A 16,605-nucleotide genomic window follows, 5' to 3' on the forward strand; every position below is an offset into this window, starting at 1 on the left:
CGGATGACCATTCCCACCGCAGCGGCGTCCGGGGCCGGGCTGGCGGCCGAAGCGATCACCAAGCGGTTCGGCCCCGTCCAGGCTCTGCGAGACGTCACCCTGCACTTCCCGCCCGGTCAGGTCACCGCCCTGATGGGCGAGAACGGCGCCGGGAAGTCCACCCTCCTGCGCATTCTCACGGGCGACCACCAGCCCACCGAGGGCCGCGTCCTGCTGGACGGCCAGGTCCTGGACCTCAACGCACCGACCGACGCGCGACGGGCCGGAATCCGCATCATCCCGCAGGAGCCGGAGATCATCCCGCACGTCTCGGTCGCCGAGAACGTCTACGCCGGCTCCCTGCCCCGGCGTGCGGGCCGACGACTCGACCGGAGCGAACTGCGCCGCCGGATCACTGCCGACCTCGAACGCCTCGGCTTCGACAAGGTCCTCGACCCCGAGTTGCTCGGCTCCCAACTCACCGCCGCACAGCGGCAGCTGGTGGAGATCCTGCGCGCGCTGACCGGCGACACCGCGCCGCGGGCCATCGCCTTCGACGAGCCCACCTCCTCGCTGTCCGACCACGAGGTCGACGCCCTGTTCGCCCTCATCGGCCGGCTGCGCGACGCGGGCATCGCCGTCATCTACGTGTCCCACCGCATGAAGGAGATCTTCCGGCTCGCCGACCGGATCGCCGTCCTGCGCGACGGCACCGTCGCCGGCACCGTCGATGCCAGGACCACCGACGAGGGCGAACTCGTGCGCCTGATGGTCGGCCGCGACCTGTCCACTCTCTTCGCACGCCAGCACGTCGCCACCGACCGCGTCGTCCTCCAGGTCGACAACCTCACCACCGACGATGTCCACGACGTGAGTCTGGAGGTGAGAGCCGGCGAGGTCGTCGCCCTGGCCGGACTCATCGGCGCCGGACGCTCCGAACTCGCCCTCGCGCTGGCCGGCGACACACCCGTGCGCTCGGGAACCATCCGCGTCGACGGGAGCGTTGTGCGCCTGCGCGGACCACGCGACGCGATCCGCTGCGGCATCGGCCTCGCCCCCGAGGAGCGCAAGGCCCAGGCCCTGTTCCTCCAGCGCACCATCCGGGACAACACCTCGCTGGTGAGCCTCGGCCGGCTGCGCCGCTGGCGGTTCGTCAACCGCGGCCGGGAGAAGGCACTCGCCCAGGACTACGCGAACCGCCTGCGCGTGCGCGCCCCCTCCATCGAGGCCGAGGTCCGGACCCTGTCCGGCGGGAACCAGCAGAAGGTCGTCCTCGCCCGCTGGCTCGCCCGCAAGCCCGCCCTGCTGATCCTCGACGAGCCCACCCGCGGCGTCGACATCGGCGCCAAGGCCGAGATCTACCAGATCATCGCCGACCTGGCCCGAGCGGGCACCGCCATCCTGGTGATCTCCTCCGAGCTCCCCGAGGTCCTCGGCCTCGCCGATCGCGTCCTCGTCATGCAGAACGGCCGCGTCACCGGTCACCTCGACCACACCCAGGCCACCGAAGAGGCGATCCTCGCCCTCGCCATGGCCGACGACCTCACCCCCGACCTTCCGCACGAGACCACCACGGCACCTCGCACCGGAACCGACCCGGCCCCCGGAGGCACCCGATGACGACCGCCCTTTCCGTCGACCGAGAGCCCGGCGACCTCGGTGACCTCGGTGACCGGCCGACGCCGGCCGCCACGGCCCGAACCTGGCTGGCCAGGGCGGGCGGCCAGAACCTGGGTCTGATCGGCGCCCTGGCCCTCGTGCTCACCGTGTTCGGGTCGCTCAACCCCAACTACCTCGGCTGGGACAACATCCAGGTCATCGCCGAAGCCGTCACCATCTCCGGCCTCCTCGCGGTCGTCCAGACCGTCGTGATCATCTGCGGCGCGCTCGACATCTCCGTCGGCTCCCAGGCCGGCCTCGCGTCCGTCACCAGCGCGATGGTCTTCACCGCGACCGGCTCGAACTCCCTGCTCGGGATCGGCGCCGCCATCGCCATCGGTGCCGTGATCGGCGTGCTCAACGGCGCCGTCATCATCTACGGCCGGGTCAACGCGACCATCGCCACCCTGGCGGGCCTGGCGGCCTACAAGGGCATCGCGCAGCTGATCTCCAACGGCTCCGCGCAGGGCTACGTCCTCAACGACAGCCTGTTCGTCTTCCTGAGCCGCGGCAAGATCGCCGGCCTGCCCGTCATGGTCTGGCTGCTGCTCCTCGCCGCAGCAGCCGTCAACGTCCTACTGAAGTACACCGATATCGGCCGCAACATCTTCGCCATCGGCGGCAACGACACCGCCGCCCGGCTGGCCGGCATCAACCTCAACAAGTACCTCATCGCCGTCTACGCACTCAGCGGCATGGTCGCCGCCGCCGCGGGCGTGCTGCTCACCGCCCGCACCGGCTCCGGCCAGCCCGTCTCCGGCAGCGAAGGCCTCGAACTCCAGTCCATCACCGCCGCCGCCCTCGGCGGCTGCGCCCTCAAGGGCGGCAGGGGCGGCATCGGCGGCACCCTGCTCGCCGTCGCCCTGCTCGGCGCCCTCCAGAACGGCCTCACCGTCCAGGGCATCAACGCCTTCTGGCAGAACGTCGCCCAGGGCGCCCTGCTGGTCGCCGCCGTCGTCATCCAGCAGCGCCGCACCGGTGAACGCGCCGTCGGGCTACCCGCGTAAGCAACTCCTGCCAATCCCGCCGATCGCCGGCCCGATCCGGGCTGCACCCCCCACCCCCTCTCCCACCCCCCAGGGAGCGTGACCGCATGTCCCCTCACCCGCGCACCGCACGCACGGCAAGGGCTGCCTTGAGCCTGGCCGTAGTCGCGGTCTCACTGACGGCGCTGAGCACCGTCTCCGCCCCGCCCGCCGCGGCGATGGTCCCGCCCGGCGTCTTCGGCACCGCGACGGCGCCGATGGGCTGGAACTCGTGGTACTTCTTCAACAACAACTACGACTCGCAGAACATCGCCGACGAGGCCGCCAGCCTCGCCACACCGAACGCCGATCTTCCGCTCAACGGCTCGGGCGGCCACGAGAGCATGGCCGACCTCGGCTACAAGAACGTCGGCATGGACGGCGGCTGGTGGACCAACGGGTCCGCCGGCCGCGACGCCAACGGGAACATCGTCCCCAACTCGACGTTCCTGTCGGGCTACCGGACCAAGTCGCTCACCCTGTCCAACGGCACCACCGTGCCGTCCGTGACCCTGAACTCCATGAGCGACCTCACCGGCTACATCCACTCGCTCGGGCTGAACGCCGGCATCTACACCGACACCGGGACCACCGGCTGCGGCGGCCAGAACGGCAGCGGCGGCCACGAGGCCGCCGACGTCACGACCTTCGCCACCTGGGGCTTCGACTGGGCCAAGGTCGACCACTGCGGCGGCGTGCCGTCGGCCTACGGCTCGACCATGGCCGACTACGAGGCCTGGGGCAGCCTGATGGCCGGCGCCAGGACCACGGGTGGGTCGTCGCACCCGATGGCCCTGGAGATCTGCGAATGGGGGCAGGGCGGCCCGGACAACCCGTCGGTCTGGGGTGGCGCGGCCGGGCGCACCTGGCGCACCGGACGCGACATCAGCTTCGCGAACGGCTACGGGACCCCGTCCAACGGCGGCTCCTCCTGGATCAACTTCGGCAACGTGCAGAACAACTTCTCGTTGAACGACCACCCCAGCAACGAAGCCGCAGGACAGTACAACGACCCGGACTACCTGCTGATCGGCCCCGGCTTCGGCGACAACCCGACCACCGGTCAGCAGCAGTCCAACGGCGGCGCGCTCTACGGGCTCACCCCCGACGAGCAGCAGTCCTACTTCGGCATGTGGGCCATTCAAGGCGCGCCGCTCGTGCTGTCGACCGACGTCGCGAACCTCACCCCGGCCATCGCCGGCATCATCGGCAACCCGGCCGTCATCGGCGTCGACCAGGACAGCGCCGACCACCAGGGCCAGAAGATCCTCACCAACGGCGCCGTCCAGGTGTGGTCCAAGCAGCTCGCGGCGTCCGGGAGTCGAGCCGTACTGCTGCTGAACACCGGCACCTCGCCCACGACGTACTCGTTCACGACGCAGGGCCTGGATCTGCTGGGCAGCCCGTCGGTGCAGAACCTGTACTCCGGCGCCGGACTGGGCACCTTGAGCCAGACCGGCTCCCTGTCCTTCACCCTGGCAGCCCACCAGTCGGTGATGCTGAAGCTGACCGGCGGCACTGAGCAGCAGCCGGAGACGGTGTTCGCCGCCGGCGGCTCTGGCCTGAACCAGAAGAACTGGAACGGCAGTTCGTGGTCGGCGTGGCAGTCCCTGCCGCTGGGCGTCGCCGGCTCCACCGGCCCCGGCTCGATCCAGGGCGACCCGGCGGTGGTGTCCTCGCCGTCCGGCACCGACGTCTTCGTCCGGGGCGGCGACAACGCCCTGTGGGAGGACAGCTACACCGACGGAGCCTGGGGCGCCTGGGTCAGCCTCGGTGGCACTCTGTCGGCCAGCCCGGCCGCGGCAAGCCTGGGGCAGGACCGCATCGACGTGCTAGTCCGCGGCACCGACGGCGCCCTGTACCAGAAGACCTACCAGCAGATCCCCGCCTCCGGTTCGGCCGACAGCCCGAACGTCGCGTGGACGGCCAACTGGACCGACCTGGGCGGCCCGAGCACCGCCACCGGCCCCGGCACGTTCACCGGAACCCCAGCCGCCGTGGCGTCACTGAACCGCGTCGACGTCTTCGTCCGCGGCACTGACAACGCCCTGTGGCAGCGGAGCTACGTCAGCGGTGCGTGGACCGACTGGACGAACCGAGGCGGCACGCTGACGTCGTCCCCCGCCGCGGCCAGCGCCGCCCCCGGCCAGATCGACGTGTTCGCCGCACAGACCAGCGGCACGGTCGGCGAACTCAACTGGACGGCCGGTGGCGGCTGGAGCAGCAGCTGGTACGACCTCGGCGGCCAGGTCATCACCGGCGCGCCGAGTGCGGCCGAGGTCACGGGCCGTGCCAACGTCTACGCCCGCGGCGCCGACAACAGCCTGTGGCAGTGGTACCGCATCGGTGCCGGACCGTCCGGCAGCTGGCAGAAGCTGGACAGCACGCAGGCACTGGCGAGCAGCCCCGCAGCTTCCGGGCACGTCTGACATCCCGCCATCCGTCCGCCGCGTCCGGCACCGTCGTCCTGCGGTGCCGGACGCGGCGTCCGCTTCAACTACGCCGACCAAACTCACGATAACTCACCATGATCGCTTGCCATCCAACCCAGTCGACGCAGGTCAGCGTGGGCCGAGCGACTGACTTTGCTGTCAAAGAACATGGGGTGCCTGCCGCGAGAGAGCAACGGCGTCTGACGGCCTCTCCCATCACTGTTCGACGGCCGCCCGGATGCCGCCCGGTTCGGGATCGGCCGCGTCCGGGATCACCATGCCCCCTCGGACGGGACTATCAGGATTCCGGCTCTGCCCCGTAACCGGCGGTAGCATTGCGTAGTGATCACTGGAGGCGGATGCGGTGCCGGAGCAGGGGCCCAACTCCTTGATCTCACGCAGGAGGTGGGTGACGGGCATCGCGGGGTCTTCGGCCCAGCGCTGGCACAGGTGGTCCCGGTAGGGGTCGACGAGCGTGGGCTTGTAGCGGGGTGCGCGGCGCTCTGCGGTGGGCTCCTTCATGCGGGCGTACCGCTTGACGGTGCTCAGGGCGACGTCGAGGCGGCGGGCGCACTCAGGCAGGCCGACGCCGCGCCCGGCCGGCCGGGCGGCCCGCTAACTCCTGCACAACCTAACCGAGTTGGTCGGCGAGCCAGCGCGTGCGCCGCTGGTAACGTTCGATCAGGCCGGGGGGAAAGCCGACGGCTGTTGCGGCGGACTCCGGCCGCTCTTGGCATGCCGCGTGTGGGCTACCGACCGTTGAGAACCTCGGCGCTGACGGTCCGGTGCCAGCGGTTCAGTGTGCGCGTCTGCTCGGTAGCTCGCTGGATCAGTCGGTCAAGATCGCCCGGGTCCAGGCGCGGCTCGTTGTCGGCGATGGAGCGCAGTGCCTGCCACAGCGCGGTCTTGCCCTCAACGCCGGCGCGCATGCCCTCCAGTTCGATCAGATCGCTCAGCGGGGAGCGGCGAGTCAGCGTTCCGTTGGGCTTGAGGCGTGCGATCCGTTCGCCCGCGAGGCCGAGCCAGGTGCGGTAGTGGCGTACGGGCACGGCGAGGCTGTTCATGATCCGTACGAGGTCGTCGCGGTCCTGCTCCACGTCACGGGCCAACTGGCGCAGCTCGGCCGCACGGCGACTGTCCGGGTGCGTGTCGGCCATCCGGCGGGCGAGCGCGGCGCCGCCGAATGCACCGGTGAGGTGGTCGTTCAGGTAGATGCTCAGGGGTTCCGACAGGAACGTGGCTGTCATCGCGTGTCCTTCGAAGGGTTGGCCGACCGGGCCGCACGCACGCCGTGGCGGAGGCAGTGCCCGGGCCGCCACGGCCTCCGGGTGTGTCCGAGGCCGGCGCGGGAAGGCGCTGAAGTATGGCCAGGGAATTGACGGAGACGGAACGCAGGTACGAAGGGCTCGCACTGCCGGCGAGCCTGGAGAAGCTGCCCGGCGTGGCGGCAACCCGCGGTGCCGAGCCGCAGGACCTCGACGCCGTCTCCTACGACACCCCGGATCTACGGCTTCTGCGCCGGGGGATCACCGTACGCCGTAGATGCGGCGGCAGCGACGCCGGATGGCACGTCAAGCTGCCGCTCGGCGCCGACTCGCGGCGGGAGGTGCACCTCCCGCTCGACGCAGGGGGCTCGCACGAGATGCCCGCGGAGTTCGCCGACCGGCTCGCGGCCTTCACCCGCGGCGGCGCCGTGCTCCCCGTGGCCCGTCTGCGCACCCATCGGTCCCGGCAGCAGTTGCGCGACGACAAGGGGGGCACCGGCCGCGAAGCTGCCAGCCCCAGCGGTACGAGACGTTCGGTGCCGGCTTCGCCGTCACGGTGCTGTGGCGGATCGCCTTGGCCGTCTTCGTCATCTGGCTGCTCGGGTTCATCGCCCGCGGGACCACGGCCGGCGGGAGCCGGGGTCGCTGGTACCGCTGGTAGCGGATTTCGCGGTCCGACGGCACAGGGGTGCCTGCCGACCGTCGCGCGCGGTGCCGACGAGGCCCCGGGCATGTGCTGGGCCCCGTCCCGCAGGCCGCCCGGTGCCGTTCCCGGGACCGCTGCGGCGTGCTGCGAGCGCCAGCAACGCTACCGGTCCCCCGGGGGGTCGCCGTCTTCGTCTCCCGGGTCGTGGGCGGGGTCGTCGAAGACGACGTCGATGTGCTGTTCGGGGCGGCGCTCCTCCTGGCGGGTGATGGACTCCAGGACCTCCTGGTCGCTTTCGGTCAGCGGGGGCTGCACCAGGGCGCGCGGCCACAGCCGTCGGGCGAGTACCACGTTCGTCTCCGCCGCGTAGACGGTCACCTGCGCCACGAGGTAGAGCCAGGACAGCAGGCCGATCACGGTGGCGAAGAATCCGTAGACCTCGGTGGCGTGGCGCAGTTGGTGGGTCACCAGGACCGCGCCGAAGGCCTGCAGGAGGGTGAACAGAGGCCCTGCGAACGCGCAGCCGGGCACGAGGGCGCGCATGGTGATCTGCTTGGGGGTGAGGATGCGGAAGCACGCCAGGCACAGGGCCGTGTTGACGAGCCCGGACAGCACCAGGGCACCGATGCGCGCGACCGTGCCCGCCAAAGTGGTCGCGATCAGGCTCGCCGCGGCGGTGGCCACGATCAGTCCGGTCCCCAGGACGGCGAACAGGGCCAGGCTGCGGGCCAGGCGCGGCCAGTAGCCAGGGCGCTTGATCCCGGGCACGTTCCACACCTCGGCCATGGTGTGCTGCAGGATCTGCGCGATCCCGAGCGCGCCGTACAAGAGCCCGGCGATGCCGACGGCCAGTGCCAGGCCGCTGCCCTGGACGCTGTGGACGTTCTGCCGCAGCTGGTCCCCGATGATCGGGAAGTCGGCCAGCGCGGAGTTGACCACGGCCCCCTGCGCGCCGGGGTGACCGTGCAGGACGAAACCGAGCACGGTGGACAGCAGGAGAAGCAGTGGGATCAGCGCGACGAATGCGTAGTAGGTGATCAGTGCGGCGAGCAGGCCGCCGCGGTCGTCGCCGTACTTCTTGACCACGCCGACCCCCACCGCCAGGGCGGTGCGGCGCTGCTGGGCGCGGTCCACGGCCCGGATCAGCTGTTCGATGGGATTCATGTCAGGCCCTCCTGCCGTAGGCCCCGTGGGATTCTCTGAGAGGCGTGTGCCCGGCAGCCGTCGCAGGTACCCGGTATCGGGGTGCCCATCGAAGCCGTCGCAGTGGTGCCGTCAGGGCATCGCCGTGCCGGACGCGAGTCGGGCCGCAGTCTCGAGCATCAGCGCGTGAACGAAGGCCTGGGGCAGATTTCCGCGCAGCTGGCGCTGGGCGACGTCGGGCTCCTCCGCGTACCGGCCCGCCGGTCCGCACGCCGCACGGTTGCGTTCGAACCAGCGCGCCGCGCTGGAGCCGCGATGAAACCGCCGCGAGTGAGACCGCCCGGGGACTTCGGCAGTATCACCTCAGACGCCGCTATCGGAACGGGCGACGCGCCTCCCCCTCCCTCGTCGCGGACGGCCTCCCGTCTGGAACGCCAACGGGATCCCGCGCACCCGAGCCGCACAGACCGCGGCGAGAGGCCGGGGCGGACAGGAGGCGGGAGGGCGCTCCTCCTCCCGCACCACCTCGGCGGCAGCACCGCCGGCGGCACGGAGAGCGACTTCCTCTCTCTCGGACACGCAAAAATCTATGCTGCCCGGAGTAGACATCGGATGGTTCCGTGGTTAGTGTTTCTCTCGTAATCGCGGTCAAGCGGTACCCGCCAGACACGAACTGGCGGGCAGCAGTACAGAAGTTTGCAGGTGAGCACGGTCGCGGGATCCCGAAGCCAGAGCAGTTGCAGGACGGCGACGGAATCGGCGGCCGGGCCGGCGGCCCGCAGGTATCAGGGGCCGCCACCGAGTGGTACCGCGGTAGTGAAAGTGCAGTTTGAGCAGGTGAAGTTGAGTTGAGCGGTACCAGCAGTCGTAGTACGCGGTATCTCAGCAAAGGCGCCAGGACTGCGGGCGCGCGTGCTGGGAGTTCGGCAGTGGGGTTCCAAGCCAAGCAGGTGAGCAGGACGGGCGACGGGGCTGGCTGCCGGACCAGGCGGCCCGGGAGGGCCGTAGCAGTAGCCAGGTAGTTGGCAGTACCGCAGTTCGCAGTGCCAGTCAGTACAGAGGATGAACGGAGGGACAGAGCGCCATCAGGATCGCCCGGCCCGTGAGGCATTCACCCGGGCGGACACCGCAGACCCCCTTTGAGTACGAGGACGGTGGTTTCCGGTCACGCATACGCGATCCACGCACATCCCCACCCCCGGGGAGTTGCGGAACATGGAACCCGGCCCAGGCCGGTAGATGGTGTAAAACCCTTCGGGGCCCCGGAGCCGTTATGGCGCCGGGGCCCCTCGACGCGTCCCCGAACCAACACAGAAGAGGTGCAGTGACCACGGCAACCATTCGACCGCACACCCCCGACAACCTCGACGACGACGACTACCCTGCCTACACCATGGGCCGCGCCGCCGAGATGACCGGAACCACCCCCGGCTTCCTACGCTCCCTGGGCGAACAGGGCCTCATCACCCCACTTCGCTCCGAGGGCGGCCACCGCCGCTACTCCCGCTACCAACTGCGCATCGCGATGCGCGCCCGCGACCTCGTCGACCAGGGCACCGCCATCGACGCCGCCTGCCGCATCATCATCCTCGAAGACCAACTCGAAGAAGCCCTGCGCATCAACGAAGAGCTCCGCCAGAGCGCCGGCGACCCACAACCCCCAGCAGACACCTGACCTCCCCGCCGCGCTCAGCCGCCGGGACCGGTCGGTGGTGCGGCAGCCAGGACAACTCCGGGCACGCCGAGGCATCGCAGCGCCACCCTTCCCTGCTGGGGACTATCAGGATTCCCGCGGAGGCCGGATGACGGGGCCGGTCCGGGGGCAGGCAGTGGGGGTGCTGTCCTCGGGCCAGCCGGGGTCGCGGTCGAGCAGCCGGCCGATGCACCGGTCCCAGTCCGCGTGGCGGTGTTCGGTGCCGGCCGGGACCGCGGTGTAGCAGCGGTCGGGGAAGTGGTCGAGGTCGTCGGGGGCGCGATGAGCAGGGCGGTGCAGCCGCTCCGATCGGGCAGGGCGATGAACCACCGTAGTTCGATGGTGTACGGGTCGGACGTGCGGGAGTGGCACTCGACCGAGAGGTCCATCAGGCCGTCCCGGTAGGCAAGTTGTGTGGTCGTGCGGCTGCTGATGACATCCGTGCCTTGCCTTTCCGGACGACCGCGGCAGCCCGCGTCTTCGCTTTGCCTAGCAGATCACGCATCGGTGGGGTCCGGTGCGCGCGGATCAGACGTGCGGTCAGCGCAGCAGTACGGCCAGGAGTTCGGCAAGCGTCGGGCCGCTGTCGGCTGGGTGGCGCAGTTGCCCGGCGTCGATGACGTGGTAGCGATTGGTCCGCCCGTGCCGCTCGTGGCTGAGGTAGCCGGCGTTTTCGAGGTCGACGATGATGCGCTGGACCGCGCGTTCGGTCAGGAGGCACTGGGCGGCGATGTCGCGGACCCGGATGCCGGGGTCTCGGGCGATCTGGACCAGCACGCGGGCGTGGTTGGTCAGGAAGGTCCACTGACGTTGTGCCGGGCTGTCGTCCACGCCACCAGGATATGGCGCCCGTGTTGCACCACTTGAAAGCAGGACATTGAATTCGTGCATTGGTTGACAGGTCTGCTGAATGGGCGAACAGTGAGAACGCAGCCCCAGCAAGCGCGTTGGGGAGGCGGGGGTCACGCGAAGGAGGCTGGAACCCGTGGGACGTGTGAGCCGCGAAGGCATGGACGAGCTGTCCGGATTCCTGAAGCAACGGCTCGGCGAGTCGGCCGGCGGGCCCGAAGCTGACGCGCTGTCGGAGCCGGTGCGCCGGACGGTCAGGCATGCCCTCGCCGGCGTTGAGGCCTATCTCGCGGCCGTGGAAGCAGGCACCATCTCCGACCCGTCCATGCATGCGTACGCCGGGGAGCTGTGGGACCGCTTGCAGCACATCGCAGGAGCATGGCCGAACGCCTCAGAGGGCGACAGTCCGCAGGCCCTGTCGGCCGCTCGCTGACGCGCCCGGCCCCAGCCATCGAGCCGCAACGCAGCCGGCGTATCCAACCGACGTGAGCACTACCTGACCACCAGGCGAACCCGAGACGAGCAAGAGCATGCGATCTGCCCTGGCATGGTGGACCGACGATGCTCGAAGTGGCGGAGCCTGAGGTCCGCCTTCAGCAGCGAGCACCCGAGGGACGGGCTGGGGTGCTCCGCGAAGCGGGCCGGCCAGTTTCGTGACGGCCGTGGCAGGGCCGTGGTGGGGGTTGCTCTGCCCCACCAAGGCGGAGCTCTGCCGGCAGGTCACCGACCTGGACATCGCACCGTTCGAGATGACCCGCGACCAGCTCCAGGACGCCGCCGAACGCACCGCTTCCGCCTGGCGCCGCCACCTGCGTTCCCAGGTGGCGGACCTGGTGCAGGAGGTGGCGGTGCCGCGTCATGACGGTGGCCTTTCCTGGGTGCCGCGTGGCGGTGGCGGCGCTGTGGCGGGTCAGGGTCGGTGGCCGGGTTGAGGGCGGCCGAAGAGGAGGTCGTAGCCGGGGGGCAGTTGGAGCAGGATGCGTTCGGTGAGGTCGTCGCCTGCGGCGTCGGCCGCGGTGGACAGGACGGCGCCGATGTCCCACAGGGCGGTGGTCTCGGTGGCGCCTTCGATCCAGGCGGCGGTGGCGCGCACGAACCGCTCGGGGCTGAGTGGTTCGGCGGCCTGCAGGGGGTTGAGCAGGATCAGGGCTAGGGTCTCGGGCAGGCGGGCCGCGAGGTGGGCGCGCACCTCGCCGACCAGGTGGGCGCCGAGCAAGGCCAGGACCACACGGGTGGCCCGTTCTGCCTCCTGGGGTGTGTCGTATTCGCCGCGTTCCTGGACCGCGTCCAGGAACGCCTGCCATCGAAGAGTCACCGCGGTTCTCCCTCCGTTTCCGGGCTGGGCACGAACGCCCTCGGCACTTCGCTCAGGTCGCGGCGGTCAGGTGCCGGTGCAGGCCGGTGAGCTTCAGCAGCCGGACCGCGTGGTGGCCGCCACCGCGCAGGACCAGCCATCGGCCTTGGAGGTCAGCCTGGTTGCGGGCCGCGACGATGATGTTCAGGCCCGCGCAGTCCATGAATGTCACCTCCAGACAGGTCGAGCACGACCGGGTGGTGCGAGCGCAGTGCGTTGGCCAGGGCGCGCGTCCGTGCGGGGGCGGTGTCGAAATCGATGTCGCCGCTCGGCCTCACCACGGTGGGCGGTCTCGACCCCAGCGCCCACCACACCTCCCGTTGCCCAAGCCGCATTGCTCGACCACCCGCTTCGCCGCCCCTGTCGGCAGGCGGCGCGAGGAGGCCTTCACCCGCAAGGCCCAGAACCCCGCCATTGGCCTGCGTTCAGTCCGGTGGCTCCGGTGGCGTGGACTCGGGGCCCGGCCCACCAGGACCGGGCGGGAGCTGTGGGTCGGACGGTGGGACGGGTGCGCCGGGCGGCGCCGGGGGGTCCGGTGGCTTCGGCGGCTCAGCCGGCTGCGGCGGGCCAGGCGGGTCGACCGGCTCCAGCGGCCCCGGAGGTGACGGTGGCTCAAGCGGCGGGAACGGGGTGACGTCGGGGTCATGCGGTACGGGAACGGTGCCCATGGTGGGTGACTCCTATCGGCCCAGCGCGTTCTCGAGCTGCTTCTTGTTCATCTTGGAGCGGCCGTGGATGTTGCGTTGCCTGGCCTCGTTGTACAGCTGCTCCTTCGTGGGGCCCTGGGAGCCGCTGTGAGAGTGCAGCCCGCCACGCCGCGAGGAGGAGATGTCCTTCACCGAGCTGCGGCTGGCGGTCTTCGACTCCCCGTGCCGGGCGCGTTCCTTGTTCACCGTCCGAGCGGCGATCTCCTTGGCGCGCTTCTCGCTCTCACCGCGGTCCAGGGCGCTGTCCTTGATGTGTTCGTACTGGCGTTCCCGCTTGGGAGTTGATCCGCGAGGCATGGTCATTCACTCCTTTTCGTTGGCCCGCGGGGCGCGTCTGCCCAGCATCCGTGAAACGAACCCGGCCGGGGCATCACGCAAACCCGCCCTCACCCGTCCGGAAGTCCTGCCACGAATCCACCGGGCGGAACAGGTTGTCCGGGTCGCCCGTCCGCCGCCGCTCACTGCCATGTCCGACAGCGGCGGCCGGCGCCGGGCCCGCGTCATGCGTGTGCCCGGTAGGCGGATCGGCTACCGGCGTGTCCGGGAGTTAGCCGGACGGGCCGGCCGGAGCCGGGTGCGATCAGCCGGCGGCGATCAACCGGGCGAGGGCGGTGTCGATGTCGAGGTGGTCGGATTCCGACCCGGCGGGCACCAGGGTGAAGACCTCCACGAGGAAGGCGGTGACGGCGTCGCCCGGGGCGCTGAGCACCGCCCGGCCGCTGGGAGTCCGCAGAGTGATCAGGACGTCACCGGCGGATCCGGGCCTGATGTTGACGTCGCCGCTGCCGGCCGGGGCGTGACGGCCCTCGTCCAGCAGATCGCGGCTGAAGTACCAGCAGACCCGGGCGTCACCGCCGGTGCAGTCGCACGGGGCCACCGGGAACGCCAGGCATGCCGCGTACGGGCGGGCCGAGTCGAAGCACAGTTCCGCATCGACCGGGACCTCGGGCAGCGGGCTGTCGGGAAACGTGACGGACAGCGAACGGACGGCGGACGTCTGCATCAAAACCCTCCTGCGATGGCGGCATGTCGGCCCACGAGCGGGCCGACACGGGCCCATAGCGCCTACCCGACGCCGCGGCTGCCAGCCGGCAAGCCCGAAACCCCCACAACTCCCCCGCAAGCAGCCGGGTTGGAGCGGCTTGAAGAACTCAACGCGCACATAGGACATGCCACGGATCCGGTGCTCGACCGCAGCGTGCTCGCCGAGGAGGTCGCAGCTGGTCGCACCGCTGTCGTGGGCCTCTGCTACGGGCTGCCCGAGGGCACGGCACGGGTCGTCGCCATCCGAGGCATGGAGGTGGCCGTGCCTCCTGGGCCCTGAACCCGGCACGGGTCTGAGCGGCCGGGTGGGCGTGTAGGGAATGCGTTCGCGGGCAGACGCAATCGGCGAGGAGATGGTACTCATGATCGCGTTGCTGCTCGTTCTTCTGGTGATCATCGCTCTGGCCGGCGCGGGCTTCGCCCTGCACATCCTGTGGTGGGTCGCGGTCGCGGTGCTCGTGCTGTGGCTGCTCGGCTTCGTCGCCCGCGGGGCCTCGGCCGGCGGCGGCCGGTCACGCTGGTACCGCTGGTAGCACGACCCAGCGACTCCGGCTTCCGGCTTCCGGCTTCCGCGACCGGGGCACCGCGCGACTTCTCCCGGCTCCGCGTCACCCACCGTGCGCGGGCCCGCCCACAGCTTCCAGGTCCTGACCGTCCGCCAAGCCCGCGCGCAGGACCCGGAAGCTGTGGGCAAGCAGCCGGGAGACGTGCATCTGGGAGATCCCGAGGCGCCGCCCGATCTGGGCCTGAGTGAGGTCCTGGGTGAACCGCAGGGCCAGGATCGTGCGCTCACGCTCGGGCAGTTCGGCTATCAGCGGTTTCAGGGACTGCACGTCCTCCACCACGGCGAGCGCCGGATCGCAGCAGCCCAGGCGGCACTCCCGGGCGCTGTCCGCGTCCCCGGCGTCCAACGGCGCGTCCAACGAGGTCGCGGTGCGCGCGGTGGCGACTGCGAGTGCCTCGACCACCTCGTCCTGCGCCAGCGCGACGAATTCGGCGAGTTCCTCCGTGCTGGGCACCCGACCGAGTTCCTGCTCCAGTTCGTCCGAGCTCCTGGCGACAGCGAGCCGGGCCTCCTGAAGCCGCCTGGGCACGTGCACCGCCCAGGTCGAGTCCCGGAAGAACCGGCGGATCTCGCCGATGATCGTCGGGAGGGCGAACGTGGTGAACTCCACTCCACGCTCCGGGTCGAAGCGGTCGATGGCCTTGATCAGACCCACGGTGCCGGTCTGGACGATGTCGTCCATCGACTCGTGGCTGCTGCGGAAGCGCCGGGCCGCGAACTTGACCAGGGAGACGTTGAGTTCGATCAGCGTCCCGCGCAGGTAGGAGTGCAACTCGGTACCCTGCTCCGTCTGCCACAGGCGGAGCAGGAGGACGCGCGACAGTTCCCTCGCCTCCGCGGTGCTGACGGCCAGTGGATCGGCGATCTCCGGCAACCCGTACCGACGGGGGGAGAAGCCTGCATCGGTGCCTGCACTCGGCTCGATGTCCGGCACCACCGTTGTCGGCATAGCCATTTGAACGTTCCTTCCTGGTACCCCCGTCGCCTTTCGACCTGCCCACGCGCTGAGCGACCGCAAGTCCTTCGCCGCGCGAGTGGCGCGGCCGGCCGCGGACATGCGCGCCGGAAACGGTGTCGGCCGCGGTGGTCAGCAGACCGCCTAGCTGAAGCGCCCGGGCATGGACATGTCGATTGCCGCCTCTTGCTTGCTTGACGATGTCTGGTGACCGAGTCGCGTACGCCCGCGGTCGGCCGCGCGACGCACCCCGGCGACTGTGCCGTTCATCAGCGAAACGCGATCACGCGGGCCGACTCGCTGCGCCATTGACGGAAGCACCGAGCACTTCTCGGGTACCGGTGAGGTCGATGAGCCGTGACACCTGGGGGCTCACGGAGCTCACCCGTACGGCGCATCCGCTGGCTGCGGCGCGCCTACCCGCCCAGAGGAGGACGTTCAGACCGGCGCAGTCGCAGAAGGAGAGGCCCTCGAGGTCCACTTCGAGCCCGGCGGGGTGGTCGTTCAAGGCTGTCGCCATCGCATGCCGGAGCGCGTCAGCGCCGTCGTGGTCGACCTCGCCGACCAGGGCTACCAGAGCCGACCCATCGGGCCGATCGATGAGCTCCACGGCGAACCGGGCAGCCGCCGATGGTGGCCTCAGCGGCGGCGCGCCCGCGGCGGTCGGCGAAACCGGTGAGACCGACTGCTGGCGCGTCTGGTGACGGGACATGGTCGTTCTCCTCCCGCAAGAGGACGGGTTCTACGACCGATCGTCTGTCTGCCGGTGAAGCATGTCAAGGAATGCACGAAAATTTGTTCACATATTTGAGGACGCGAAATACCGCTCGTACGATGGACGGGTGGACACGAATGCCGGCAGCCATCGGCCGTGGACGTTTCTGACCAATCACGCCCGGGTGCTGTCCCTGATCGCCAGGGATCCGGGGATCCGGTTGCGGGACGTGGCCGCGGCGTGCCAGTTGACCGAGCGCGCCGTACAGACGATCGTCGCCGACCTGGAGGCGGAGGGATACCTCACGCACTCGCGAGAAGGGCGGCGCAATCGCTACCAGATCACGCCGCACACCCAGTTGCGACACCCCGCCGAAGCCGGCCGCACCGTAGCCGCCCTGCTCCAGCTGCTCGACGGGAAACCCGCTGGCACCGACGGCGAGCCGGACCAGCCAGCCCAAAGCCACGCCGAGCGGGATTCGTGACCGCCACGGCTCCCACGGCTCCCCGCACCGGCACGGGGTCATCCCCTCACGCTCACCACATCGGGCCGGAGCCCCTCGATCCGAGGAGGC

18 protein-coding genes and 2 pseudogenes are annotated in these 16,605 nt (G+C 70.3%); 10 read left to right on the plus strand and 10 right to left on the minus strand.

What is annotated here, in order from left to right; all coding sequences use genetic code 11:
• Nucleotides 1-3 precede the first annotated feature (3 nt).
• The 3 genes from P3T41_RS16150 (at nt 4) to P3T41_RS16160 (ending at nt 5,092) form a co-directional block, all read left to right on the plus strand.
• On the plus strand, nt 4-1,599 hold the full coding sequence (locus P3T41_RS16150; RefSeq protein WP_280690543.1) for a sugar ABC transporter ATP-binding protein: 1,596 nt from the start codon (nt 4-6) through the stop codon (nt 1,597-1,599).
• Nucleotides 1,596-2,645, plus strand: a complete 1,050-nt coding sequence (locus tag P3T41_RS16155) for an ABC transporter permease (RefSeq protein WP_280690544.1) — start codon at nt 1,596-1,598, stop codon at nt 2,643-2,645. Before P3T41_RS16150 ends, P3T41_RS16155 begins: the two co-directional genes overlap by 4 nt.
• A gap of 128 nt (nt 2,646-2,773) precedes the next feature.
• Nucleotides 2,774-5,092 (plus strand): hypothetical protein, encoded by a 2,319-nt coding sequence (locus P3T41_RS16160; protein ID WP_280690545.1) that lies wholly within the window; start codon nt 2,774-2,776, stop codon nt 5,090-5,092.
• A 390-nt stretch (nt 5,093-5,482) separates the two neighbouring features.
• Here P3T41_RS16160 and P3T41_RS16165 read toward each other — a convergent pair.
• Both P3T41_RS16165 and P3T41_RS16170 read right to left on the minus strand, forming a co-directional pair.
• Nucleotides 5,483-5,692 (minus strand): annotated as a pseudogene (locus P3T41_RS16165) (ISL3 family transposase); the annotation flags it as partial.
• A 152-nt stretch (nt 5,693-5,844) separates the two neighbouring features.
• The gene (locus tag P3T41_RS16170; protein WP_280690546.1) at nt 5,845-6,342 is read right to left on the minus strand and encodes a hypothetical protein; all 498 of its coding nucleotides are present in this window, start codon (nt 6,340-6,342) and stop codon (nt 5,845-5,847) included.
• A 550-nt stretch (nt 6,343-6,892) separates the two neighbouring features.
• Between P3T41_RS16170 and P3T41_RS16175 the strand changes: the two are divergent.
• Nucleotides 6,893-7,021: pseudogene (locus tag P3T41_RS16175) on the plus strand (hydrophobic protein); the annotation flags it as partial.
• A gap of 147 nt (nt 7,022-7,168) precedes the next feature.
• Here the strand turns inward: P3T41_RS16175 and P3T41_RS16180 are convergent.
• Nucleotides 7,169-8,170, minus strand: a complete 1,002-nt coding sequence (locus tag P3T41_RS16180; protein ID WP_280690547.1) for a YihY/virulence factor BrkB family protein — start codon at nt 8,168-8,170, stop codon at nt 7,169-7,171.
• A gap of 1,372 nt (nt 8,171-9,542) precedes the next feature.
• Between P3T41_RS16180 and P3T41_RS16185 the strand changes: the two genes are divergently transcribed.
• Entirely contained in the window at nt 9,543-9,824 is a 282-nt protein-coding gene (locus P3T41_RS16185; protein ID WP_280690633.1) for a MerR family transcriptional regulator, read from the plus strand.
• Between the two features lie 558 nt (nt 9,825-10,382).
• Here the strand turns inward: P3T41_RS16185 and P3T41_RS16190 are convergent.
• A complete protein-coding gene (locus P3T41_RS16190; RefSeq protein ID WP_348533660.1) occupies nt 10,383-10,673 on the minus strand; it encodes a helix-turn-helix domain-containing protein in 291 nt (96 codons plus the stop codon).
• A gap of 154 nt (nt 10,674-10,827) precedes the next feature.
• Between P3T41_RS16190 and P3T41_RS16195 the strand changes: the two genes are divergently transcribed.
• Both P3T41_RS16195 and P3T41_RS16200 read left to right on the plus strand, forming a co-directional pair.
• Nucleotides 10,828-11,124, plus strand: coding sequence for a hypothetical protein (locus P3T41_RS16195; protein WP_280690548.1), 297 nt, complete (start codon nt 10,828-10,830; stop codon nt 11,122-11,124).
• 229 nt (nt 11,125-11,353) lie between these two features.
• Complete coding sequence (locus P3T41_RS16200) at nt 11,354-11,623, plus strand: hypothetical protein (protein ID WP_280690549.1); 270 nt, start codon at nt 11,354-11,356, stop codon at nt 11,621-11,623.
• Here the strand turns inward: P3T41_RS16200 and P3T41_RS16205 are convergent.
• The 4 genes from P3T41_RS16205 to P3T41_RS16220 form a co-directional block, all read right to left on the minus strand.
• Entirely contained in the window at nt 11,602-12,006 is a 405-nt protein-coding gene (locus P3T41_RS16205) for a DUF2267 domain-containing protein (protein ID WP_280690550.1), read from the minus strand. The two genes, P3T41_RS16200 and P3T41_RS16205, sit on opposite strands and share 22 nt — an antisense overlap.
• A gap of 52 nt (nt 12,007-12,058) precedes the next feature.
• Nucleotides 12,059-12,208, minus strand: a complete 150-nt coding sequence (locus P3T41_RS16210; RefSeq protein WP_280690551.1) for a hypothetical protein — start codon at nt 12,206-12,208, stop codon at nt 12,059-12,061.
• 517 nt (nt 12,209-12,725) lie between these two features.
• The gene (locus tag P3T41_RS16215) at nt 12,726-13,049 is read right to left on the minus strand and encodes a plasmid stabilization protein (RefSeq protein WP_280690552.1); all 324 of its coding nucleotides are present in this window, start codon (nt 13,047-13,049) and stop codon (nt 12,726-12,728) included.
• 283 nt (nt 13,050-13,332) lie between these two features.
• Nucleotides 13,333-13,755 (minus strand): SsgA family sporulation/cell division regulator, encoded by a 423-nt coding sequence (locus P3T41_RS16220; RefSeq protein ID WP_280690553.1) that lies wholly within the window; start codon nt 13,753-13,755, stop codon nt 13,333-13,335.
• Between the two features lie 129 nt (nt 13,756-13,884).
• On the opposite strand from P3T41_RS16220, the gene P3T41_RS16225 reads away from it, so the two are divergent.
• Both P3T41_RS16225 and P3T41_RS16230 read left to right on the plus strand, forming a co-directional pair.
• Complete coding sequence (locus tag P3T41_RS16225) at nt 13,885-14,076, plus strand: hypothetical protein (protein WP_280690554.1); 192 nt, start codon at nt 13,885-13,887, stop codon at nt 14,074-14,076.
• Nucleotides 14,077-14,158: 82 nt separating this feature from the next.
• Entirely contained in the window at nt 14,159-14,329 is a 171-nt protein-coding gene (locus tag P3T41_RS16230; RefSeq protein WP_280690555.1) for a hydrophobic protein, read from the plus strand.
• Between the two features lie 75 nt (nt 14,330-14,404).
• Here the strand turns inward: P3T41_RS16230 and P3T41_RS16235 are convergent, their stop codons facing one another.
• Together P3T41_RS16235 and P3T41_RS16240 are read right to left on the minus strand one after the other, a co-directional pair.
• Complete coding sequence (locus P3T41_RS16235; protein WP_280690556.1) at nt 14,405-15,316, minus strand: SigB/SigF/SigG family RNA polymerase sigma factor; 912 nt, start codon at nt 15,314-15,316, stop codon at nt 14,405-14,407.
• 283 nt (nt 15,317-15,599) lie between these two features.
• Nucleotides 15,600-16,028 (minus strand): STAS domain-containing protein, encoded by a 429-nt coding sequence (locus P3T41_RS16240; RefSeq protein ID WP_280690557.1) that lies wholly within the window; start codon nt 16,026-16,028, stop codon nt 15,600-15,602.
• 130 nt (nt 16,029-16,158) lie between these two features.
• On the opposite strand from P3T41_RS16240, the gene P3T41_RS16245 reads away from it, so the two are divergent.
• Nucleotides 16,159-16,515: a winged helix-turn-helix domain-containing protein gene (locus P3T41_RS16245; protein WP_280690558.1), complete on the plus strand. Its 357-nt coding sequence runs from the start codon at nt 16,159-16,161 to the stop codon at nt 16,513-16,515.
• The last annotated feature ends 90 nt before the right edge of the window (nt 16,516-16,605 follow it).

Origin of the sequence: Kitasatospora sp. GAS204B (assembly GCF_029892155.1) — a bacterium.
Taxonomy (GTDB): Bacteria; Actinomycetota; Actinomycetes; order Streptomycetales; family Streptomycetaceae; genus Kitasatospora.

What these genes read in the sequence shown, in the direction of transcription:
- P3T41_RS16150 (WP_280690543.1), top strand. Translation starts at nt 4, where the DNA reads ATGACCATTCCCACCGCAGCGGCGTCCGGGGCCGGGCTGGCGGCCGAA.
- P3T41_RS16155 (WP_280690544.1), top strand. Translation starts at nt 1,596, where the DNA reads ATGACGACCGCCCTTTCCGTCGACCGAGAGCCCGGCGACCTCGGTGAC.
- P3T41_RS16170 (WP_280690546.1), bottom strand. Translation starts at nt 6,342, where the DNA reads ATGACAGCCACGTTCCTGTCGGAACCCCTGAGCATCTACCTGAACGAC.
- P3T41_RS16180 (WP_280690547.1), bottom strand. Translation starts at nt 8,170, where the DNA reads ATGAATCCCATCGAACAGCTGATCCGGGCCGTGGACCGCGCCCAGCAG.
- P3T41_RS16185 (WP_280690633.1), top strand. Translation starts at nt 9,543, where the DNA reads ATGGGCCGCGCCGCCGAGATGACCGGAACCACCCCCGGCTTCCTACGC.
- P3T41_RS16210 (WP_280690551.1), bottom strand. Translation starts at nt 12,208, where the DNA reads ATGGACTGCGCGGGCCTGAACATCATCGTCGCGGCCCGCAACCAGGCT.
- P3T41_RS16215 (WP_280690552.1), bottom strand. Translation starts at nt 13,049, where the DNA reads ATGCCTCGCGGATCAACTCCCAAGCGGGAACGCCAGTACGAACACATC.
- P3T41_RS16220 (WP_280690553.1), bottom strand. Translation starts at nt 13,755, where the DNA reads ATGCAGACGTCCGCCGTCCGTTCGCTGTCCGTCACGTTTCCCGACAGC.
- P3T41_RS16230 (WP_280690555.1), top strand. Translation starts at nt 14,159, where the DNA reads ATGATCGCGTTGCTGCTCGTTCTTCTGGTGATCATCGCTCTGGCCGGC.
- P3T41_RS16235 (WP_280690556.1), bottom strand. Translation starts at nt 15,316, where the DNA reads ATGGCTATGCCGACAACGGTGGTGCCGGACATCGAGCCGAGTGCAGGC.
- P3T41_RS16240 (WP_280690557.1), bottom strand. Translation starts at nt 16,028, where the DNA reads ATGTCCCGTCACCAGACGCGCCAGCAGTCGGTCTCACCGGTTTCGCCG.